Origin of the sequence: Cupriavidus sp. OV096 (assembly GCF_900115455.1) — a bacterium.
Classification (GTDB): domain Bacteria; phylum Pseudomonadota; class Gammaproteobacteria; order Burkholderiales; family Burkholderiaceae; genus Cupriavidus.
On the sequence record NZ_FOWM01000004.1, the window covers coordinates 319,599 to 341,404 of the forward strand.

Consider the following 21,806-nt stretch of genomic DNA (forward strand, 5'->3'; position numbering starts at 1 on the left):
TCAGAAACCAAACGCCGCTTCGAGCGGGCCCTTCGGCAGTGGCACGCGGAACTGCATCTCGAAGATCCAGAACAGCGCGGCGTTGATGGCAACGCCGGTCAGCACGGCACGCCACCAGGCAAACTTGCCGATGACCCGCATGAAGCCGGCGATGAAGATGGCGCTGGCCACATAGATGCCGAGGAACTTGATCAGCGCGATGTAGATCGTCAGCGGCACCAGGATCACCGCCACCTGGCGCAGCTGCGGCCAGGTGACGAAGGTGGCGTCGGACGCGGTGCGCCACGCCTGCCACAACACGGCCAGGCAGGCCACGAAGATGATGGCCCCGATGCGCAGCGGGAAGTAGCCGGCCTGCGGGCCGTCCGGCGCCCAGCCCGCGCCGATCTGGTAATTGCTGACCATGACTACGACCGCGCCGGCGGCGATCAGCAGCGCCACGGCGATCTCCGCCGTGCGCACCGTGATGGCCGCCGGCGCGGCCGTGGCGTCGGTATGCTCGCTCATTAGAACCTCCCAATTGAAAGGGCGACGCCACCAGCGACGCCCAAGTGGATCATTCCGTGCCGCGGTTTCTCCCTCTCCCCTCAGTGGGAGAGGGCCGGGGAGAGGGGTGGTCTAGCACCGAGCCACAATCGATGAAGCCGTCGGTGCGCTCCAGCGCTACAGCTCCGGCCAGCGCCGCCCCTCTCCCCCGGCCCCTCTCCCGCAAGCGGGAGAGGGGAGCAACCCGCCCCCCCGAACCGCACTTTCTCGCGGGAGAGGGGAGCAAACCATCACCGTGCTGCCACGAAGCCCGCTTCCTTGATGATGTCCTTGTGGCGGGTCTCGTCCGCCTGGAGGAACTCGGTCAGCTTGGTGCCGGTCAGGAACTCGTTCTTGAGCGCGTTCTTTTCGAGGTACTCGTTCCACTCGGGCGTGGCGGCCACCTTCTGCATCAGCTCGACGTAGTACTTCTGCTGGTCCGGCGTGACGCCGCCCGGCAGCATGAACACGCGCAGCATCTGGTATTGCACGTCCAGCCCGGCTTCCTTGCACGTGGGGATATCGCCCCAGCTCTGCGTGGCCGTGACCTTGCCCGTGTACTGCATGCGCGACGGCGCGAACACGCACAGCGCGCGGTGCTCGCCGGCGCGCCACTGGCCGATCGATTCGGACGGGTTGTTCACGTTGGAGTCGATGTGCTTGCCCGAAAGCTGCGTAGCGGCCTCGCCGCCGCCCTTGTACGGGATGTAGATGAAGCGCACGCCGGCCTTGCGCTCCATCTGCGCGGTGATGATCTGGTCCTCGCGCTTGGAACTGGTGCCGCCCATCTTGAGCTTGCCGGGCTGCTTCTTGGCTTCGGCGATGTAGTCGGTCGGGGTCTTGTAGGGCGCTTCGGCGTTGGTCCACAGCACGAATTCGTCCATCGCCACCATGGCCACCGGGGTCAGGTCGCGCCAGTTGAACGGCAACTGGCTGACCATCGGCACGGTATAGAGCGCGGACGAGGTCACCAGCAGCTTGTGCGGGTCGCCCTTGGACGCCTTGGTGTCCATCAGGCCCTCGGCGCCGCTGGCGCCAGCCTTGTTCACCACGATGACCGGCTGGCCCATCAGCTTGTGCTTGGCGATGATGCCCTGGATCGAGCGCGCCATCTGGTCGGAGGCGCCGCCGGCACTGAACGGGACCACGATCTCGACGGGCTTGGTGGGCTCCCAGGCAAACGCGGGAGCGGCAAATGAAACACTGAGGGCAATACCGAGCAGCGAAGCACGCGCGGCGGCGCGTGCGGGGGAACGCAACGTCATGGTCTGTCTCCTTTGGTGTGATCCGTGCGCTCTGCTGGCGCATCGGCGGTACGGCCGGGCCGTCCCGGGAATCCCGGGCGGTCCGTCTTTTTCTTCTACGTCGATGGTGACCGGATCAGGCGGCGCGCAGCGCCGGCTTCAGCGCGGCCGCGCGCAGGCTTTCCATCGCCGCCAGCACGCCGCCCGCATGGTGCGGCACGCCGGCCAGCGCCAGACCCATCTCCACGCCGGCGAGGGTGCCCATCAGCGTCAGGTCGTTGAAATCGCCCAGATGGCCGATGCGGAAGACCTTGCCGGAGAGCTTGGACAGCCCCTGCCCCAGCGACATATTGAAGTTCTCCAGCACCACCTTGCGCAGCGCGTCGGCGTTGTGGCCGTCCGGCATGACCACGGCGGTCAGCGCCGGGCTGTACTCGGCCGGGTTCTGGCACAGGATCTCCAGCCCCCAGGCGTTCACGCAGGCGCGCGTGGCCTCGGCATGGCGGCGATGGCGCGCGAACACGTTCTGCAGGCCCTCTTCCTGGAGCATGTCGCACGCCTCGGACAGCCCGTAGAGCAGGTTCGTGGCCGGGGTGTACGGCCAGAAGCCATTCTTGTTGGCTTCGATGATCTCTTCCCAGCCCCAGAACGCCTTCGGCAGCTTGGACCTGGCCGACGCCGCCACGGCCTTGGCGCTGACCGCGTTGAACGACAGGCCCGGCGGCAGCATCAGCCCCTTCTGCGAGCCGGAGACGGTCACGTCCACGCCCCACTCGTCGTGGCGATAGTCGATCGAGCCCAGCGAGGAGATGGTGTCCACCAGCAGCAGCGCGGGGTGGCCGGCCGCATCGATCGCACGGCGCACGGCGGCGATGTCGGAGGTCACGCCGGTGGAGGTCTCGTTATGGACCACGCAGACCGCCTTGATCTCGTGGCTGCGGTCCTCGGCCAGCCGCGCGCCGATGGCGGCGGCGTCCACGCCGTGGCGCCAGTCGCCCACCAGGAATTCCGGATTCAGGCCGAGCTTGTCGGCCATCTTCTTCCACAGCGAGGCGAAGTGGCCGGTCTCGAACATCAGCACGCGGTCGCCGGCGGAGAGCGTATTCACCAGCGCCGCTTCCCATGCGCCCGTACCGGATGCCGGATAGATCACAACCGGCTGGGCGGTCTGGAAGATCTTGCGGATGTCCGCCAGCACCTTCTTGCCGAGTTGCTGGAACTCGGGGCCGCGGTGGTCGATGGTCGGGTAGTCCATTGCGCGCAGCACGCGGTCGGGCACGTTGGTCGGACCCGGGATCTGCAGGAAGTGCCGGCCGCTGGGATGGGAGTTCAGTCGGATCATGTCGCCTCGTGTTCTTCGGTTTGAATTTTGTATTCAAAAATCGGGGATGCACTGCGCGTCCGGCATGCGGGATAATGTTGCCCGGCGCAAGCGCCTCGCATTCCGCAAAAAGTCCTTATAAATCAGTACTTATCAGGATTTCAGACCGTTCGTCGCGCTGTTCCGGACGTGGCCAACGACACCGGAATGCAGTTCGTGCTTGCCCCAGAGTAGGTTTTGAATACAATACTGTCAAGCCACACGATCCCTGATGACCGCCAATCCGACCACTCCCTCGCAAGCCGTAGACCGCCAGATCCTGCATGTGGCGGTGGCCCAGCGCCTGCGCACCATGATCATGGAAGGCGAGCTGGCGCCGGGCACCCGGCTCAATGAGCGCGTGCTGTGCGACCTGCTCCAGGTTTCGCGCACGCCGCTGCGGGAAGCCTTCAAGGTGCTCGCGGGTGACGGTCTGGTCACTCTGCTGCCAAACCGGGGCGCCGAGGTGGTGGTGCTGTCCAAGGAAGCGATCGACCACCTGTTCGAGATGATGGGCGCGCTGGAAGCCACCAGCGGCGAGCTGGCGTGCCAGCGCATCACCGACGCCGAGCTGGTGGAGATCCGTGCCATGCACTACGAGATGCTGGCGTGCCACGCGCGCCGGGACCTCCCTAATTACTACGCGCTGAACCGGCGCATCCACGACGCCATCAACGCCGCGGCGCGCAATCCGATCCTCGAGGAGACCTATCGACGCATCAACCTGCGTATCCAGGCGCTGCGCTTCCGCTCCAACTTCGACCAGGACAAATGGGATCTGGCCGTGCGCGAGCACGGCGCCATGCTCGATGCCCTGGCGAAGCGCGACGGCGCCGCCCTGCGAGACATCCTGCGCGCGCACCTGCAACACAAGCACGACGCGCTGATCGCCGAACTAGAACGCGCACAGGACGCCGCCGCCTGACCCCCGCGCGCGCCGCGCCGTCTCCGGACGGCAGGCCGGCGCGCCACGGGCCAGGGCGACGGCGTCTCCAGTGCATGCACACGGAGACATCCCCGCCCATGGCCCTGCCTACCACCCCCACGCCGCCCGGCGTGCAGCCGCTGCGCTTCATGCCCGGCGCCGCATCGTCACCCGCCACGCAGTCGCCGCTGTACCGGCGGCTCGCCGCCGAGCTGCGCGGCGACGTGCTGTTCGACACCGCCAGCCGTGGCCGCTACGCCACAGACGCCTCGATCTATCAGGTCATGCCGATTGGCGTGGTCGTGCCGCGCGACGAAGCCGACGCCCGGCTGGCGCTGGACATCGCCCGCGACTTCAAGGCGCCCCTGCTGCCGCGTGGCGGCGGCACCAGCCAGTGCGGCCAAACCGTGGGCGAGGCGCTGGTCATCGACAACAGCAAGTTCCTGAACCAGGTGATCGACTTCGACCCGGTGGCGCGCACGGTGACCGTGCAGCCCGGCATCGTGCTCGACCACCTCAACGCCTGGCTCAAGCCGCACGGGCTCTGGTTCCCGGTGGACGTCTCCACGGCGGCGCAGTGCACGATCGGCGGCATGGCCGGCAACAACTCGTGCGGGTCACGCTCGATCCAGTACGGCAACATGGTGCACAACGTGCTGGGCATCCAGGCGATCCTGGCCGGCGGCGAGGACGTGCGCTTCGACGCCGGCTGGCCGGCGGACGGCGCCCCGCACCGCGCCATCGCCGATGGCGTGCGGCGCATCGCCGAGCGGGAGCGCGACGCCATCGCCGAGATGTACCCGCACGTACTGCGGCGCGTGGGCGGCTACAACCTCGACCTGTTCCATCCCCAGAACGAACGCCCCTACACTGCCGACGGCAGCGTCAACCTCGCCCACCTGCTGGTCGGCTCGGAGGGCACGCTGGCCTATTTCCGGCACCTGACGCTGCAACTGGCGCCGCTGCCCACGCACAAGACGCTCGGCGTGGTGAATTTCCCGACCTTCTACCAGTCGATGGAACTCACCCGCCATATCGTCGGCCTGCAGCCGGCGGCGGTGGAGCTGGTCGACCGGACCATGATCGACCTCGCGCGCCACAACCCGGCCTTCCGCCCGGTGATCGAGCGCGCGCTGGTGGGCGAGCCCGAGGCCATCCTGCTGGTGGAATTCGCTGGCGAAGACCGCGAGACCACGGTGCGCGGCCTGGCCCGGCTGGTGGAGCTGATGGCCGACCTGGGGCTGCCCGGCTCGGTGGTGGAGATGCCGGATGCCGGCCCGCAAAAGGCGCTGTGGGAAGTGCGCAAGGCCGGCCTGAACATCATGATGAGCATGAAGGGCGACGGCAAGCCGGTGTCCTTCATCGAGGACTGCGCGGTGCCGCTGGAGCATCTGGCCGCGTACACCTCCCGGCTGACCGAGGTCTTCCACAAGCACGGCACGCGCGGCACGTGGTACGCCCACGCCAGCGTCGGCACGCTGCATGTGCGCCCCATCCTAGACATGCGCCGCGACGGCGCCACCAAGATGCGGGCGATTGCCGAGGAAGCCGCCGCGATGGTCCGCGAATACAAGGGCGCCTATTCGGGCGAGCATGGCGACGGCATCTGCCGGGGCGAATGGGTGGCGTGGCAGTTCGGCCCCGCGCTGAACCAGGCCTTCGCCGAGGTCAAGGCGCTGTTCGACCCCGAAAACCGCTGCAACCCCGGCAAGATCGTCGGCACGCCGAAGATGGACGACACCGCGCTGTTCCGCTTCCCGCCCAGCTATACGGTCAAGCCGATCACGCCGGCGCTCGACTGGTCGGCGTGGAATGTCACGCGCGACCCGGTGACCGAGGCCGAGAGCACGCCCGGCACCGGGCTGGACCCCGCGCGCGGGCTGGCGGCGGCCGTGGAGATGTGCAACAACAACGGCCACTGCCGCAAGTTCGACGCCGGCACGATGTGCCCGAGCTACCGCGTCACGCGAGACGAGCAGCACCTGACCCGTGGCCGCGCCAACACGCTGCGGCTGGCGCTGTCTGGCCAGCTCGGCCCGGAGGGGCTGCTGGAGCCAGCGGTCAAGGAGGCCCTCGACCTGTGCGTCTCCTGCAAGGGCTGCAAGCGCGACTGCCCCACCGGCATCGACATGGCCAAGATGAAGATCGAAGTCCGCGCCGCCCACGCCAAGGCCGGCAAGCTGCGCGCGCGCGACCGCATGGTCGCCTTCCTGCCGCGCTACGCCGGGCTGGCCAGCCGCCTGCCGTGGCTGTTCAACCTGCGTGACCGCGTGCCGGGACTGCCGGCGCTGAGCGAGCGCCTGTTCGGCCTGTCCGCCCGGCGCTCGCTGCCGCGCTGGCAGGCGGCTTTCCTTGGGGGCGACTACACGCCGAAGGCGGCGGGCGGCAAGGAGGTGGTGCTGTTCGTCGATACCTTCAACAACCATATGGAGCCCGAGAACGCCCGCGCGGCCCAGCGCGTGCTCGAAGGGGCCGGCTACACCGTGCACCTGTCGGCGGTGCCGGGCGAGCGCCCGCTGTGCTGTGGCCGGACCTTCCTGGCGGCAGGTCTGGTCGATGAAGCCAAGGCCGAGGCCCGGCGCGCGCTCGACGTGCTGCTGCCCTTCGTCGCGCGCGGCGTGGCCGTGGTGGGGCTCGAACCGTCTTGTTTACTGTCGATGCGCGACGAATTCCTCCAGTACGGCTACGGTGACGCCGCGCGCCAACTGGCGGACAACGCGTTCCTGTTCGAGGAATTCCTGGTCCGCGAGCACGCCGCCGGCCGCTTCGCCCCATCGCTCCAGCCCATCGGCACGGCCCGGGCCCTGCTGCACGGCCACTGCCACCAGAAGGCGTTCGATGCCGTACGCCCCGTGGAACAGGTGCTCGGCTGGATTCCGGGCCTGAAGACCGAGCTGGTGGAGTCGTCGTGCTGCGGCATGGCCGGCAGCTTCGGCTACGAGGCCGAGCATCACGAAGCCTCGATGAAGATGGCGGAGCTGTCGCTGCTGCCGGCGGTGCGCAAGGCCGATGGCGACACTCTCGTGGTGGCCGATGGGACGAGTTGCCGACATCAGATCCACGATGGTGCAGGCCGGGAGGCGCTGCACGTGGCGCGGGTGCTGGAGCGGGCCATGGCGACGGCGGCAACGGCAGCCGGATAGCGCACACCCAACGCCCACGCAACAGATTCTCCGTCCAAATCCGCCAAGTTCCCGGTCCTGGCGGACAAAGCGGCCGGCCCGGGCCAGCGCAGCGCCTATGATGCAACGGCGAACCAGCGGTCTGGACGGAGAGTGGACGGAGAACCAAAGCCATGGGCACTATCGCAATCGAGTTGGAGGTCTCGCCTGATGCCCCGGCAGGCCGGGCGACATGACGGGGCGCCAGCGCAAGGGCGCTGCGGCCAGCGTACTGACAGCGGTGGCGCTGGCGGCGCTCGTGCTGTGGCTTGGCAGCCGCAAGGCGCCGGGCGGCTCGATCGACGCGGTCGGCGCCACAACCGATGTGGCGGTCCAGCCGATAGCCGGCGGGGCCGACCAGGCCGCTGCCCTGCAGGCGGCCCTGGATAGCCTGCAGCCGGGCCAGCGCCTCGTGCTGGCGCCGGGCAACTATCGCGTGGGGAACGTGCTGGCCATCCGTGGCGAGCAGGTCGTGGTGTCCGGCTACGGCGCCACGCTCACCGCCACCAGCCCGGACGCGCAGGCGGTGGAGATCACCGGCCGCAACGCCACGCTGGTCGGCGTCACGCTGGTCGGCACCGGCACGCAGCGGCTCGAATCGTCCACCTCCGCCAAGGTCTCCGTGGACGGCTACGGCATCCAGGTGCTCGACGTCACCATCCGTGGCGGGGCGAGCGCCGGCATCTTCGTCTCGCGCGGCAACAGCATCGCGCTGGTCGGCAACAAGGTCAACGGCACGCTGGCCGATGGCATCCACATCACCGGCGGCTCGCGCGACGTGCTCGTGCAGGACAACTCCGTCACCGCCACCGGCGACGACATGATCGGCATCGTCAGCTACCAGCGCGACGGCACGATCAACCAGAACATCCTCATCAGCGCCAACTACCTGGCCGGCAACGCCTGGGGGCGCGGTGCGTCCATCGTCGGCGGCACCGACGTGACCCTGGCCAACAACTGGATCGAAGGGGTGCAGAAGGCGGCGGCGGTGCTCATCGCGCAGGAGGACGGCTACCGCACGACAGGCGTGACCAATGTGCAGGTGACGGACAACATGATCTCGGATATCGAGAACGCCACGCAGCCGGGCAACAACCGGCTGGCGGCGGGCCACGCGGCCATCGACATCAATACGGGGACGGGCAGCGTCGCGCGGGTGCTGGTGGCGGGCAACCAGGTCACGCGCGCCACTTACGATGGCTTCCGGGCGGTCGGCAATGTGTGCAACGTGCGGGTCTCGCGCAACCGGTTCGTGACGATTGGCGGCGCGGCGCTGTCCCTCCAGGTGCGCAACTGCCCGACGGACGCCTGGACCTGCGACGGCAACACGCTGGACGGCACTGGCATCGCCCTGACCGGCTGCAACGGGACCGGCGCGCCGCAGGTGTCGGGCGCGGACCGGACCCGGATGCCGCAGGTGCGCACGGCGCTGCGGCAGCAATGAGCCCTCCTCGGACGTAGCGGACTCACCGCACGCGCGGCGTCTCGGCGATCAGCCGTTGGAGGTACTTGCCATAGTGGCTCTTGCCCAGCGGCTTGGCCAGCCGGCCGAGCTGCTCGGCATCGATCCAGCGGCGCCGGTAGGCGATTTCCTCCGGGCAGGCCACCATCAGGCCCTGCCGCTTCTGAAGCGTCGAGACCAGCAGCGCCGCCTCCACCAGCGAGTCGTGCGTGCCGGTGTCCAGCCACGCGTAGCCGCGCCCCATGATGTCCACGGCGAGCTTACCGGCTTCCAGGTAGCGCGAGTTGACATCGGTGATCTCCAGCTCGCCGCGCGCCGAGGGCCGGATGTCCGCCGCGATGTCGCACACCGCGTTGTCATAGAAGTACAGCCCGGTCACCGCGTAGCTGGAGCGCGGGACGGCCGGCTTTTCCTCGATCGACAGCGCGCGGAAGTCCTCGTCGAACTCCACCACGCCGTAGCGCTCCGGGTCGTCCACGTGATAGGCGAACACGGTGGCGCCTTCCTCGCGCCGGTTGGTGCGCGCCAGCAGCCGGGCGAGGTCGTTGCCGTGGAAGATGTTGTCCCCGAGGATCAGCGCCGAAGGGTGCTTGCCGACGAAGTCCCGGCCAATGATGAAGGCCTGCGCCAGCCCGTCCGGCGAGGGCTGCTCCGCGTACTGGATGTCCAGCCCCCACTGGCTGCCGTCGCCCAGCATGGTGGCGAAGCGCGGCAGGTCCTGCGGCGTGGAGATGACCAGGATCTCGCGGATGCCCGCCGTCATCAGCGTGGAGAGCGGGTAGTAGATCATCGGCTTGTCATAGACCGGCAGCAGTTGCTTGGACACGCACTGCGTGATCGGGTACAGCCGCGTGCCGGACCCACCGGCCAGGATGATGCCTTTGCGGTTCATGTCTGAATCTCCCAGGTCGATGGTGGTGAAGTCTGTTCAGGTCGCTCTTTCAAGCGGTGCGGGAATGGGCGCCACAGGGTCCACGCCCCGGGCCGTGGCGCGGGCAGTCGCCTCGCGCCGGTAGCAGATGAAGAAGGCCAGCGCGCCGAACACCTCGGTCAGGATGATCGAGATCACCGTGCCCCGGGCGCCCATCAGCATCACCAGCGGCACCACGTAGAGCAGGTGGAGCACGGTCACGGCGGCGTAGATGTTCTGCACCAGCCGGTGGCGGCCCAGCGCCAGCAGGCCGAGGTTGCCGAAGACGAAGGCCACGCTGGTCACCGGCAGCAGCACGCCTTCCAGGCGCAGCAGCAGGATGGCGTCGTGGAACGGCTCGCCCAGCCACATGCGGATGCCGACATCGGCAAACAGCTCGATGCCGATGGCCAGCGCGCCGGCGCAGGCAAACACCGCCAGCGTCGCCTTGCGCAGCAGGGCGCGCGCCGCCTCCGGGTCCGTGACGTTGTACTGGCTGATGCGCGGGAAGAAGGCCGTGCCCACCACCGTGAAGATGGTCTGGGCCGCCACGCGGATCTTGTCCGCCATGGAGAACTGCCCCACCGCCACCGGCCCGTGGAAGTAGTTGAGCAGGATGGCGTTGAAGGTGACGTAGAAGCTCACCAGCACCAGCGAGAGAAACACCGGGAAGCCTTCGCGGAACGAGATGGCCACCTCGCGCACCGACACGGCCACCAGCGACGCCAGCCGCTGCCGGTGGATGCCCCACAGCGCCGCCACCGCCAGCAGCACCGTGCCAACGCTAATGCCCAGTGCCGCCAGTGCGGCGTCCCCCGGCCCGCGCACCCACATCAGCACGCACCCCAGGCTGACCGCGCGGGCGATGCAATTCGGCACCACCAGCACCTTCATGCGCTCCAGCCCCTGGTACAGCCAGATCGGCGTGAAGGCGTTGGCCACCACGCCGACGAAGGCCGCCGCGAGGATGGTCCAGTGCTCGCGCAGGCTCGGCACCAGCCCGAGCGTGCCGGCCATCAGCAGCGCGGCGGCCAGCGTCAGGGTCAGCTTGGCGGCCATCGTGGCCGAGAACACGCGGTCGACCACCGTGCGGTCGTCCCGCCCCAACGACACCAGCCGCGTGGCGGTGAGATTGTGGCCGTAGTCGGTCAGCAGGATCAGGTACTGCGCCAGCGCCTGGCAGTAGGCCAGCACGCCGAACTCCTTCACCCCGAGCACCCTTCCGAGCAGCGGCAGCAGGAGCAGCGGGAACAGGTAGTTGCCGGCCTGTATCAGCAGGAGATAGGTCGCGGTGGCGCGGATGGAGGTCGGCATGGCGGCGTAGCGTCAGCGGGGACCGGGACGGATCACACCACGCGGCACCGGCGGCAACCGTCGTCGCACCGGCTGGCCGGCCATCTGGAAGATCAGCCACAGCAGCGCCAGCGGCACGAAGTTGCGCCCGCTGAACAGGTTGGGCACGCGCAGGATCTCCAGCAGCGACACCAGCAGCACAGCGTGCGCGCAGCACCAGAAGCCATCGCCCGCGCGCCAGCCCGCGTAGCTGCGGGACAGCAGCCAGCCCATGCCCGCCGCCAGCAGCAGCGCGAACCATCCCCACTCGTGGAAGTGCACGTAGATACCGGACGGATTGTTGAACTCCGGGTCGCCGAAGTCGCTCAGGAACATCGTGTAGCTGTCGCCATTGCCGACCAGCGGGCGCATGAACTCGCCCACCACCGGGAACTTGACCAGCCAGTCGAAGGTGAACACCGCGTCGCCGGCGCCCCAGCCCATGATCGCCAGCAGCCCGGCGCCGTTGTTCAGCGAGGTGGAGTAGTACATGCCGAGCCGTTCCAGCGCGAACTCGAAGATGTTGTCGTAGAGATTGACGTAGTGCGTCTCCCAAGACCGGTTGTACTCGTTGGCGATAAAGAAGCCGATCAGCGGGCCGATGGCCGCGAACGGCCCGAGCCGCAGCAGCCAGTTGCGCCGGGGCACGTTGCGGAACCGCATCACCATCAGCACCCACGGCAGCACCAGTTCCACCAGCGCCAGCCGCTCGGCGAAGATGAAGCTGCGCAGCACCGTCAGCACCAGCAGCACGGCCAGGAAGACCTTGTAGCGGTTCAGGCCGCGCACCGGCTGGCGGAAGATGTAGAAGTAGAGCGGCACATAGGCCACGCCGGCCTGCGTGAGCGTGCTGATGCCGGCGATGCGGCCCTTCAGTTCGAGGACGTCGTAGGTGCTGGCGGAGCCGGTCAGGAAGGAGATCAGCACGGCGGGCCGGGCAATCACGCCGCCCATCATCACCAGATAGCCGATCAGGGCGAGCCAGAACAGCGCGTCGAGGATGTGCACGGGCATCTCGGCGCGCGGCCGGGGCGCCAGCGGGGCCAGCGAATCGCCCGCGTAGGACGCCACCGTCAGCACCACCAGGAACAGCCCGCCGGCCAGCGCGTAGAAGCTGGTGAAATAGACCCGCTCGATGGCCTTCTGGTCGCCCAGCAGCGACACCGAGATCAGCACATAGAGCGGCAGGATGAAATACAGCAGCAGCCGGGTGGGGTCTTCCCACCAGTAGCCGTCATGGAAGTCGCGGGGCGGGGTCGGATGTGGCATCGGCATCTATCTGGGGACGACCGCGAGGTCATCGGTGTGGAACGGTTCCGTGGGCACCGGGGGTTCCGGCTCGGGCGACGCGGTGCGGGGCCGGCCGCCCTGCCCGGCCATGGCCTGCCGCACCACGGCCAGGAACTCGCTGCGGAAACGCTCCGGCGTGAAGCGCAGCGCGTTCTCACGGCAGACGGCCGGGTCGAACCAGCCGCTGTCCTCGAAGCGGCAGACCGCGCGCACGATGTCCTCCACGGTCTGGCGCGGGAAGAACACGCCGGTGCGGGTGCCGGCGTTGCCGGCGTCGACCACCGTCTCGCTGGCACCGCCCCGCCCCAGCGCGATCACCGGCGTGCCGCAAGCCTGCGCCTCCACGGCCACAATGCCGAAATCCTCCTCGGCGGCGAACACGAAGGCGCGTGCGCGCTGCATGTGGTCGATCAATATCTCGGTCGACTGGTAGCCCAGCATCTTCACGTTGGGGGGCAACATGGCCTGGATGCGCGCGAAGTCCGGCCCATCGCCAATCACGACCAACCGCTTGTCCGGCATGGCCGCGAAGGCTTCCACGATCAGCGCGACCTTCTTGTACGGCACCAGCCGGGAAGCGGTCAGGTAGAAGTCCTCGCGGCACTGGCCGAGGCCGAAACGCTCCACATCGACCGGCGGGAACACCACCGTGGCCGGGCAGCCGTAGACCTTGCGGATGCGCCGCGCCACGTAGGCCGAGTTGGCCACGAGCAGGTCCACGCCATGGGCGGTGCGATGGTCCCAGATCCGCATGTAATGGAGGATGGCCCGCGCGATCCAGCTCTTGAGCCCGCGCGTCAGGCGCGATTCGTCGAGGTACTGGTGCTGGAGGTCCCACGCATAGCGGATCGGCGAATGGATGTAGCTGACGTGGAGTTGCTCCGGCCCGGTGATGACCCCCTTCGCCACGGCATGGCTGGACGAGATCACGAGGTCGTAGTCGGAGAGGTCGAACTGTTCCACCGCCAGCGGCATCAGCGGCAGGTAGTTGCGGAACGACTTCCGGGCGCGCGGCAGGCGCTGGATGAACGACGTCTTGGCGTGCTTGCCCTGCAGCACGTGGCGCTGGTCGTCCGGGAAGAAATCGACCACGCTGAACAGGTCGGCGTCGGGCCAGATCTTGAGAATCTGCTCCAGCACGCGCTCAGAGCCGGCATAGGTGGTCAGCCAGTCGTGCACCACGGCCACCCTGCCGAACTCGCCGGGAAAGGGAGTCGGGGCGAAATTCGGGGCGAAATTCGGGGCGGGGGTCATCGCTGGGGCAGCCATGGGGAAATCTCGGTGAGAAGCCGGTCGGCGGTCAGGCGCCACGAGCGGCGCTGCACGTTGGCGAAGCCCTGCGTGCGCAGGCGGTCACGCAGGGCGCTGTCGTGCATCACGTGCATCATGGCTTCGCCGCACTCCGCCGCACTGGTCGGGCGGAAGTAGATCGCCGCATCGCCGCAGGCCTCGCGCACCGAGGGCAGGTTGGACGCGATGACCGGGCAGCCCAGCGTCATCGCCTCCACCGGCGGCAGCCCGAAGCCCTCGTACAGCGACGGAAACACGAAGCAGGCGGCCTGGCGGAACAGGGCCTTGAGATCGCCATCGTCGACATAGCCCACCCGTTTCACGAAGTCTGGCGACACCTGTTGCACCGCCTTCAGCATCGGCATGCCGCCGCCGACGATCACCACGTCGTAGTCGGTGGCCTTGAGCAGCTCGATGGCCTCCACCACGAGCCGGAAATTCTTGTGATGGCTGGCACTGCTGACGGCGAGGATGTACGGCCGGCCAGACAAGTGGAACTTCTCGCGGACGTCCGCCTCCTCCGGCAGCCGCAGCATGTGGTCGCCGCTCATCGGCAGCACGCCGATCTTGCGGCCCGGGATGTGATACGCCTGGATCAGCTCGCCGCGCGAGAACTCGGACACCGTCAGCACGCGCCGGGCGATGCGGCCGATCCACGGCGCCATCATCCGATACCAGGCCCGGAAGGCCCGCGTGTACGCCTGCGGCACGCGCATCGGCGCGGCGTCGTGCATGACCGTCACCTGATTCCGATAGAGCAGCGGTCCGGCGTTGCACAGGTTCAGCAGCAAGGTGCCGCGCGCCGCCAGCGGCAGGCAGACCTGCTCCCAGTACTGGCCGTTGCCGCCCGGCACGGTGCGGATGCGGAGGTTGGGAAAGCGTTCCGGCTCGACCTGCACCGACGGCGGGATCAGCAGCTCGAACGACAGCCCCGCCACGGCGGGTGCCTGCGTGGCGACCAGTTCGTCGATGCTGCGGATCACCTCGTTCGCAAAGCGGTCCACCCCGGTCGGGCGCCGGCCCAGATAGCGGCCATTGATCGACACGATGGTCGGGTCACCGCCCGCTGGCGCCACCGGCCGCACCGGCGCCCCGCTGCGCGCGAGCGGGTTGGCGATATAGCGGATCGCGCGGTCGCCGACCGCCCTCACCGGCACCAGCGCGAGCGCCGTCAGGCCGGACACCGCCAGCTTCTTGCGCAGGCTCCAGTACGGGTTCGCGGTGACGGTATGGAAGTAGCGGCCGGACTCGCGCAGGAACCAGCGCCAGCGCTGCCCGAGCGGCGCCCCGTACAGCGCGGTGGCGAACAGCGCCTTCTCCAGCGCGAAGTCGAGCGGCGCGGCCGGCAGCGTGATGCCGAGCCGCTGGCGCGCAATCTCGCGCAGCAGCACCCAGCGCCGGGTGGACTGCCGGGCCCCCGCCAGCGCGTCTTCCGCATTGGCCAGCGACAGCCCGCCGTTGTCCTGCCGGTGCACCCGGTAGCGGCCAAGCGGCCGATCGATGGCGAACACGTCGCCGACCAGCGCGGTGCCATAGATCGCATAGAAATCGGCGCCGTGGATGTTGTCGGCGGTCACCGGCACAGGAAAGATGCGGCGCAGAGCTTCCACGCGATAGGCGTTGCCGGAACCCGGCGGCGACGGGTAGAGCCAGCCCTGCCGCAGCAGCGCGCCACAGTCGGCCACGGCGTTCGATTGCGGCACCTGCACGCCGGTCAGCGTGCCATCGCCGGTCATCACTTCCAGCCGGAACTGCACCTTGGCGTAGTCGCCGGCGGCGAAGGCGGCCAGCACCGTCGCGGCGGCGTCCGGCTCCAGCAGATCGTCGGCGTCGAGAAAGATCACGTAGGGCGTGGTCACGCGACGCAGCGCGTGGTTGTAGGCCGAAACCTGTCCGCCGTTCGCCTGGCAGATGGCCTCGATGCGGTCGCCGTAGCCGGGCAGGATCTCGCGCGAGCCGTCCGTCGAGCCATCGTCGATGACCATGACCTTCACCGCCGGCGCGGTCTGGGTCTGGGCCAGCGCCGAGTCGATCGCCCCCCTCAGAAACCGCGCGTAGTTGTAGTTGCAGATGACGATGGTCAGGCTCGCGGATTCCGGGTGGGACGGCATGGGGGTCTCGGTGGGGGAGCGACTACAGGGAATAATCGGCATGAAAGCCCAGGCGGTTCGCCTCGCCATCGGCAATGGCGCGTTCGAGCAGGCTGAGGCGCGCCGCCGCGCTGCGGCGCTTGCCGTAGAACCGCAGCAGGATCAGGAACACCAGCCGGTTCAGCCGATAGGTGAAACCGGACGTGGACCAGTAGTTCTTGTCGAACCACGCCTGGTTGCGGCTGCTGTAGTACGCGCGGAAGTCCGAGCCGCTCAGCAGCAGGCACTCGAAGTGGTTCTTCCAGTTGCGCTTGACGTTCCAGGAGCCCTCCAGATCCTCCAGCTGCGCGCCGGTGACCAGCGCGATGCGCCCGCCCCGGGCGGTCAGCCGCCAGGTGTATTCGATGTCGTCCGCGTAGAGCACCAGATTCGGGTCCGGCAGGCCGAGGTCGGTGTAGACGTCCCGGTGAGCCAGGAAGCCGCCATACGGCGCGAACGGCATCGACACCACCGCAGGCAGCGCGCGCGGACGCGGTTTTCCCCACGGCGTGCGGCGCCAGATCTTGTAGGGGATGCGGGCGACGTGGAAGCCGAAGTAGCTCGAACGCGGCGGCGAGGCCAGCGCGCCCGGCACGCCCATGGCGATGTCGCCCTGATGGTCGGGCCGGAAGCCGAGCACCGCCGCGCGGCCCCGGCCGGTTTCGCGGGTCAGCACGTCCAGCTGATGGCAGAGCACGCCCAGCGCGCCGGGGCACGGCGCGTTGTCGTCATCCATCAGCCAGAGGTAGTCGGTATCGCCGCGCAGCGCGGTCTCGATGCCGACCGCGTAGCCATTGGCCGAGCCGGTGTTGGTCGGCAGGTGCACCACGGTGATGCGGCGCCCCCAGCGCGCTTCGAGCAGGCTCAGGTCCGATGCCGAGTTGTTGCTGACCACCACGGCGTGCCGCACGCCCTCTTCGTCGAAGGCGCGGCGCAGCAGTTCCACGCAGTAGTGGAGCCGGTCCCCGTAGGTGACAGTGACCAGTGTGATGCGCTTGTTGTGGGAGAAAGTCATGACGGCTCGCTTGGGGAGGAGCCCGGCGTGGCCGGGCGGGGCGCTTGGGGCTCTGCGTTGGTGCCATAGGCATAGCTGTAGCGATGCAGGGTGCCGGTGAAGTCGTTGAAGATCACGCCCTGCACGGCGACGTTGGCCTGGGCCAGCCGGCGCGTGCTTTCGTCGATCTGGTCGACCGTGGTCACGCGGTGGCGCGCCACCATCAGCACGGTGCCGGCCAAGCGGCCCAGCACCAGCGCGTCCGCCACGGGCAGCAGCGGCGGGCCGTCCAGCACCACCATGTCGTACTGGGCCGCCACGCGCTCGATCAGCGCGGCCAGCTCCGGCTGGAGCAGCAGCTCGCTCGGTCCCGCCATGTGCAGGCCGGTGGACAGCAGGTCCAGCCCGTATGAGACATCGCGGCGCACCACGTCCTCCAGCCGGTGCGTGCCGGCCACCACCTCGGACAGGCCGGGCCCCCGGTCGACGTGAAAGCGCCGGTGCAGCGCGCCGTTGCGCAGGTCCGCGTCGATCAGCAGCACGCGGCGCTTGGACGCCCCCGCCAGCGTCGCCAGGTTCGCGGCGACGAAGGACTTGCCGATGCCGGCGGTCGGCCCGGTAATCAGCACCACGCGGTTGGGCGCTTCGCTCAGGGCGAAGTGCAGCGTGGTGCGGATGGTGCGCAGGCTTTCGATGGCGGCATCGGGCAGCACGGCGCGCTCCGCCGGGCTGGCCAGCCGGAGCGGCCAGTTGGCCCGGCCGGGCTTGGTCTCGCTGGTCAGCCGGCTGCGCGGCACGGTGGCGTACACGGGCAGGCCCGTGGCGATCTCGATCTCCTCGCGGTCTTGCACGGCGCCGGCCATGCGGCGCCGGAACGTGGCCAGCACCAGCCCGGCGAACAGGCCCGCCAGCAGCGAGCCACCCACGGCCACGCCCCGGCGCGGCATGAACGGCGTCTCGGGCGGCGTGGCGGGGTCGATCAGCCGCACGTTCGCCACCTTGCCGGCGCGCACCAGCGCCAGTTGCTGACGGGCGTTCAGGCGATTGGTGTACAACTCGGTGTCCACCTTCATCTTGCGCTGGCGCTGCAACAGCGTCTGCTCGATCAGCGGCAGGTTGCGCGTGCGCGCCTGGTTGATCGCCAGCGCGGCGGCACCCTCCTGCAGCTGGGCGTCCAGCGCGCGCACGTAGCGGTGCTCGTCCGTATAGCGCGTGATCAGTTCCCGGCGCTTCTCCTTCAGGTCGAGCTGGCGGGTTTCCATGGTGACGGCCTGCTCCAGCAGCGTGCGCGCCTCCTCGCTGGTATCCACGGCACCTTCCTTGGCCCGATAGGCGTTGTAGGCGCTCTCCGATTCCTCCACCTGCTGCTTGAGCTGCGGCAGCTGCTCGTCCAGGAAACGGATCGACTTGTCCGCCTCTTCGGAGCGCCGCCGCACGTTCTGCTCGACATACTCGGTACCCACCACGTTCAGGATCTGGCTGGCGCGCACCGGATCGACGCTATCGAGCGCCACGCCGATGATGCTCGACTGCTTGCCGCGCTCCGAGATCGACAGCGAGCGTTGCAGCCATTCCGTGGTGGCGATCTCCGAGTAGCGCTTGATCGTGAAGGTGGCGCCGGGCTCCCCGTCGGCGGTCTTCACCAGCAGGTCCACCGGCCCGCGCGCGGTGTCCGCGTGCAGCGGCACGCCGACCTTGCCGCGCAGCGTCAGCAGCGGCTCGCCCCACATCTGCGACAGCGTGAGCACGTAGGACCCGTTCCTCCCCAGCGTCATCACGAAGGTCTTGCCCTGCCAGCCGGCCGGCACATCGAAGCGGGCCACGTCGATGCGCTCCGCGCCATGCACGTAGCCACCCGGCAGCGGCTGGGACAGCCCGTCCGTGCGCGCGGCCAGCCACCAGCCGATCACCGGCACGTAGCGCGGCGCGGCATCGATATACAGCTTCAGCGTCTCCACCGCCCGCGACACGACCATGCGCGAGTTCAGCACCTGGATTTCCGAGGTGGTGTCCGGCTTCAGCTCCTGCATCGGCCGCACGTCACCGGAGGGGGAGCGCGACTCGGAGGCGCTCGGCTCCACCTGGATCAACAGGTCCGAGCGGTACACCGGCCGGGTAAACAGCGCGTAGGCCACGCCCCCGAGCAGGCACAGCGCGGTGGTGCCGGCGATCAGCCAGCGCGAGGCCAGGATCGTCGTGCGGATGTTCATCGAGCGGGCAAAGTGCCGCCCCGGCATGTCGTGGCCTGCGTGAAAGATCTGAGGCGAATTCATGCCGTTCTCCCGTATCGCCCCCGCCCGCGCGGGCGAGGGTCGTTTTTGTGTATGTCAGTACGCGCCACGGCCATGCAGGACGACTCCGACGGTCTTGAACAGAATCACGATGTCCCCTACGAACGTCCAGTTGCGCACGTAGGCCACGTCGAGCGAAATGCGCGTGCCGTAGTCGGTCTCGTTGCGACCGCTGACCTGCCACGGGCCGGTGATGCCGGGCAGCACGCGCAGGTAGTAGGCCGCTGCGTCGCCGTAGCGCTCCAGCTCCTTCTCCACCACGGGGCGCGGGCCGACCAGGCTCATGTCCCCGCGCACCACGTTCCATAGCTGCGGCAGTTCGTCGATGCTGGTGCGGCGGATAAAGCGGCCCAGCCGGGTAATGCGCACGTCGTCTCGCAGCTTGAAATCGCGCTCCCACTCGGCACGCGCCACGGGGTCCGAGGCCAGCAGCTCCTTCAGCACCACGTCGGCGTTCATCACCATCGAACGGAACTTCAGGCACTTGAACTTGCGGCCGTTGGCGCCGATGCGCGTATGGCCGAACAGGCAGGGGCCGCCATCCTTCATCACGATCAGCGCCACCGTCAGCATCAGCGGCGAGAGCAGCAGCAACAGGGTGAGCGCGGCCGCCGTGTCGAAGGCGCGCTTGACGCCCAGCCCCAGCGCGGGCGGCAGCCGCATCGACATGTCCGCCGGGCCATCGAGCGCAGGCGGCACAAAGGTCGCCATGGCGCCGGGCAACTCGCCCGTCCTCCCGGCACTGCCCGCGCCGCCGGGCACGGGGGGCGTCAGGCGGCGGGTGGCGACGCCGGACTCGGTGAACAGCGATTTGAAAGCTTGGAACATGGCGACTCTCCCGTGGCCAGGGTTAACTTGCGATCGATGTCTCCAGGAGGCGCGCGTCGGCCGGCTGGGCGGCCGCGCGGCGACTGTTTTCAGGTGGTCAGGGGGTCTAGGCGCAGCGCCCGTAGGTGTCCTCGATGCGCACGATGTCGTCTTCGCCGAGATAGGCGCCGGACTGCACTTCGATGATCTCGAGCGGCAGCTTTCCGGGGTTCTCGAGCCGATGCGTGGTGCCGATCGGGATGTAGGTGGATTCGTTTTCGCTGAGCAGGAACTGCTCTTCGCCACGGGTGACGAGCGCGGTGCCGCGCACCACGGTCCAGTGTTCGGCGCGATGGTGGTGCAGTTGCAGCGAGAGCTTGGCGCCCGGGCGCACGACGATGTGCTTGACCTGGAAGCGCTCGCCGGTGTCGAGCGAGTCGTAGCAGCCCCAGGGCCGCTGCACCTTGCGGTGGGAGTCCGCCTCGGTGCCCCGCTGGCGCGCGATCCGCTCGACCAGCCCCTTCACGCCCTGCACATGGGAGCGGTCCACCACGAGCACGGCGTCGGCGGTCTCCACCACGATCACGTTGGTGGTGCCCACGCACGCGACCAAGCGGCCCTCGGAATGGGCGTAGCAGGAGGTGGCGCCCTCGAACAGCACGCGGCCCCGGGCGGCGTTGCCTTCGCCATCCTTGTCGATGGCGTCCCACACGGCGTCCCAGGAGCCGAGGTCGGACCAGCCGGCATCCAGCGGCACCACCACGCCCGGCACGCCATCGGCGCGGGCCAGTTGCTCCATCACCGCGTAGTCGATGGAGTCCGACGGCACCGCCGCGAACGCCGCTGCATGGGGATGGAACACCGCGCCGTCGCTGCGGCCGGTGGCGAAGGCATCCGCGCAGGCCGCGTGCATGGCCGGCTGGAGCTGTTGCAGCGTGCGCAGCCAGGTGCTGGCGCGCACCACGAAGATGCCGCTGTTCCACCAGTACTCGCCCGAGGCCACGTACTGCGCCGCCAGTTCGGCGGCGGGCTTTTCCACGAAGGCGTCGATCCGGCGCGCGGCATCGTCGAGCGACGCGCCCAGTCGGATGTAGCCAAACCCGGTATCGGCGCGCGTCGGCGGCACGCCGAGCGTGACCATCGCGCCCTGCTCGGCAAACCCCGCTGCGCGCAGCACGGCCTGCTGGAAGGCGCCGTTGTCGGCAATCACATGGTCGGCCGGCATGGCCACGAGAATGCAGTCGTCGCCCTCCGCGCAGGCAAGCAGCGCGGCCAGGGTCAGGGCCGGAGCGGTGTTGCGCCCGGTCGGCTCCACCACGATGCGCGCCACCACGCCGGCTTCGGTCAGCTGCTGGGCGGTCATGAAGCGGTGCGCTTCGCCACAGACGATGATCGGCGCCATCTCACCCATCGCACCGCCCCCCTCCACCAGCCCGGCCAGCCGGCGCGCAGTGGTCTGGAGCAGCGTGTCACCGCCAAGGACGTCGATCAGTTGCTTGGGAAAGTGCTTGCGCGAGAGGGGCCAGAGCCGGGTGCCCGAGCCGCCGGCGAGCACCACTGCGGCGAGCCGCGTGCGTACGGCGGGCGCCGCTATCGCGATATCCGCGGTGTCCTTGATGAGGTCCGTGGATTCGATCGTGGTGTCCGTAGTACGCATGTCTGCTCCTGTCCGGGGGGCTGCAACTGGCGAAAGGCCGTTTGTTGCAGCGAAGCATAGATGCCTGAAAAAGCAGATCTGACCGCGCGGCGGAAAATGCAGAATCTTTGTCCGAATAATGAAGGCGTAACACTTTTGAAAGTAATTAAGCCTCCACTTTGATCAGACAAAACACTGGCCGAATATCAAAATGATGAATCGGCACGGCATATTTACAATATCCCGCACCAATATGCGGCGATGCATGTATTTAGTTCATCGCAATGCCCTAAGCCCGTGCACACAAGGGATTGCGGCTATTCGGCGACAGCGCTTCGTGCGTTTCCGCGCATTCAAATGAAAATAGTGATTCACCTTGGAAACATCGGATGGCGGCGGCGCCGCTTATTCTCCTTTATGCGACGGCGTACACGTCATGTTCCGCCAACA

At 68.4% G+C, this 21,806-nt stretch carries 14 protein-coding genes and 2 pseudogenes; 3 read left to right on the top strand and 13 right to left on the bottom strand.

The genetic code is table 11. The annotated features are described in order from the left end of the window. From BM115_RS11660 to BM115_RS11670, 3 genes are all read right to left on the bottom strand, one after another. Positions 1 to 507: a tripartite tricarboxylate transporter TctB family protein gene (locus tag BM115_RS11660; protein WP_092293834.1), complete on the bottom strand. Its 507-nt coding sequence runs from the start codon at positions 505 to 507 to the stop codon at positions 1 to 3. 269 nt (positions 508 to 776) lie between these two features. Next, on the bottom strand, positions 777 to 1,790 hold the full coding sequence (locus BM115_RS11665; protein ID WP_092293836.1) for a Bug family tripartite tricarboxylate transporter substrate binding protein: 1,014 nt from the start codon (positions 1,788 to 1,790) through the stop codon (positions 777 to 779). A 115-nt stretch (positions 1,791 to 1,905) separates the two neighbouring features. Then, positions 1,906 to 3,111 (bottom strand): pyridoxal-phosphate-dependent aminotransferase family protein, encoded by a 1,206-nt coding sequence (locus BM115_RS11670; RefSeq protein WP_092293838.1) that lies wholly within the window; start codon positions 3,109 to 3,111, stop codon positions 1,906 to 1,908. A 250-nt stretch (positions 3,112 to 3,361) separates the two neighbouring features. Here BM115_RS11670 and BM115_RS11675 point away from each other — a divergent pair, with 250 nt between their 5' ends. From BM115_RS11675 to BM115_RS11685, 3 genes are all read left to right on the top strand, one after another. Beyond that, positions 3,362 to 4,054: a GntR family transcriptional regulator gene (locus tag BM115_RS11675; protein WP_092293840.1), complete on the top strand. Its 693-nt coding sequence runs from the start codon at positions 3,362 to 3,364 to the stop codon at positions 4,052 to 4,054. Positions 4,055 to 4,152: 98 nt separating this feature from the next. Continuing rightward, positions 4,153 to 7,197, top strand: coding sequence for an FAD-binding and (Fe-S)-binding domain-containing protein (locus BM115_RS11680; protein ID WP_092293842.1), 3,045 nt, complete (start codon positions 4,153 to 4,155; stop codon positions 7,195 to 7,197). 211 nt (positions 7,198 to 7,408) lie between these two features. Next, positions 7,409 to 8,659 carry a right-handed parallel beta-helix repeat-containing protein gene (locus BM115_RS11685; protein ID WP_092293844.1) on the top strand — a complete coding sequence of 417 codons (1,251 nt, stop codon included), beginning with the start codon at positions 7,409 to 7,411 and terminating at the stop codon, positions 8,657 to 8,659. A gap of 22 nt (positions 8,660 to 8,681) precedes the next feature. Here the strand turns inward: BM115_RS11685 and rfbA are convergent, their stop codons facing one another. From rfbA to BM115_RS11735, 10 genes and pseudogenes are all read right to left on the bottom strand, one after another. Continuing rightward, positions 8,682 to 9,569 (bottom strand): glucose-1-phosphate thymidylyltransferase RfbA, encoded by an 888-nt coding sequence (gene rfbA, locus BM115_RS11690; protein WP_092293846.1) that lies wholly within the window; start codon positions 9,567 to 9,569, stop codon positions 8,682 to 8,684. A 36-nt stretch (positions 9,570 to 9,605) separates the two neighbouring features. Next, entirely contained in the window at positions 9,606 to 10,901 is a 1,296-nt protein-coding gene (locus BM115_RS11695; protein ID WP_092293848.1) for an oligosaccharide flippase family protein, read from the bottom strand. Positions 10,902 to 10,913: 12 nt separating this feature from the next. After that, entirely contained in the window at positions 10,914 to 12,188 is a 1,275-nt protein-coding gene (locus BM115_RS11700; RefSeq protein ID WP_092294374.1) for an oligosaccharide repeat unit polymerase, read from the bottom strand. 6 nt (positions 12,189 to 12,194) lie between these two features. Next, entirely contained in the window at positions 12,195 to 13,463 is a 1,269-nt protein-coding gene (locus BM115_RS11705) for a glycosyltransferase family 4 protein (protein ID WP_092293850.1), read from the bottom strand. Next, complete coding sequence (locus BM115_RS27470; RefSeq protein ID WP_369823417.1) at positions 13,460 to 14,233, bottom strand: glycosyltransferase family 4 protein; 774 nt, start codon at positions 14,231 to 14,233, stop codon at positions 13,460 to 13,462. The genes BM115_RS11705 and BM115_RS27470 overlap by 4 nt, the downstream gene beginning before the upstream one ends. 363 nt (positions 14,234 to 14,596) lie before the next feature. Continuing rightward, positions 14,597 to 15,610: pseudogene (locus tag BM115_RS11715) on the bottom strand (glycosyltransferase family A protein); the annotation flags it as partial. A gap of 22 nt (positions 15,611 to 15,632) precedes the next feature. Continuing rightward, positions 15,633 to 16,643: a glycosyltransferase gene (locus tag BM115_RS11720; RefSeq protein WP_092293852.1), complete on the bottom strand. Its 1,011-nt coding sequence runs from the start codon at positions 16,641 to 16,643 to the stop codon at positions 15,633 to 15,635. Then, entirely contained in the window at positions 16,640 to 18,895 is a 2,256-nt protein-coding gene (locus BM115_RS11725; protein ID WP_092293854.1) for a GNVR domain-containing protein, read from the bottom strand. The genes BM115_RS11720 and BM115_RS11725 overlap by 4 nt, the downstream gene beginning before the upstream one ends. Positions 18,896 to 18,949: 54 nt before the next feature. Further along, a pseudogene (locus tag BM115_RS11730) lies at positions 18,950 to 19,546 on the bottom strand (sugar transferase); the annotation flags it as partial. Positions 19,547 to 19,847: 301 nt separating this feature from the next. Next, a complete protein-coding gene (locus BM115_RS11735; RefSeq protein WP_092293858.1) occupies positions 19,848 to 21,377 on the bottom strand; it encodes a mannose-1-phosphate guanylyltransferase/mannose-6-phosphate isomerase in 1,530 nt (509 codons plus the stop codon). Positions 21,378 to 21,806 lie beyond the last annotated feature (429 nt).

Coding starts and splice junctions, on each gene's coding strand:
- BM115_RS11660 (WP_092293834.1), bottom strand. CDS start 507: ATGAGCGAGCATACCGACGCCACGGCCGCGCCGGCGGCCATCACGGTG.
- BM115_RS11665 (WP_092293836.1), bottom strand. CDS start 1,790: ATGACGTTGCGTTCCCCCGCACGCGCCGCCGCGCGTGCTTCGCTGCTC.
- BM115_RS11670 (WP_092293838.1), bottom strand. CDS start 3,111: ATGATCCGACTGAACTCCCATCCCAGCGGCCGGCACTTCCTGCAGATC.
- BM115_RS11675 (WP_092293840.1), top strand. CDS start 3,362: ATGACCGCCAATCCGACCACTCCCTCGCAAGCCGTAGACCGCCAGATC.
- BM115_RS11680 (WP_092293842.1), top strand. CDS start 4,153: ATGGCCCTGCCTACCACCCCCACGCCGCCCGGCGTGCAGCCGCTGCGC.
- BM115_RS11685 (WP_092293844.1), top strand. CDS start 7,409: ATGACGGGGCGCCAGCGCAAGGGCGCTGCGGCCAGCGTACTGACAGCG.
- rfbA (WP_092293846.1), bottom strand. CDS start 9,569: ATGAACCGCAAAGGCATCATCCTGGCCGGTGGGTCCGGCACGCGGCTG.
- BM115_RS11695 (WP_092293848.1), bottom strand. CDS start 10,901: ATGCCGACCTCCATCCGCGCCACCGCGACCTATCTCCTGCTGATACAG.
- BM115_RS11700 (WP_092294374.1), bottom strand. CDS start 12,188: ATGCCACATCCGACCCCGCCCCGCGACTTCCATGACGGCTACTGGTGG.
- BM115_RS11705 (WP_092293850.1), bottom strand. CDS start 13,463: ATGACCCCCGCCCCGAATTTCGCCCCGAATTTCGCCCCGACTCCCTTT.
- BM115_RS27470 (WP_369823417.1), bottom strand. CDS start 14,233: ATGCACGACGCCGCGCCGATGCGCGTGCCGCAGGCGTACACGCGGGCC.
- BM115_RS11720 (WP_092293852.1), bottom strand. CDS start 16,643: ATGACTTTCTCCCACAACAAGCGCATCACACTGGTCACTGTCACCTAC.
- BM115_RS11725 (WP_092293854.1), bottom strand. CDS start 18,895: ATGAATTCGCCTCAGATCTTTCACGCAGGCCACGACATGCCGGGGCGG.
- BM115_RS11735 (WP_092293858.1), bottom strand. CDS start 21,377: ATGCGTACTACGGACACCACGATCGAATCCACGGACCTCATCAAGGAC.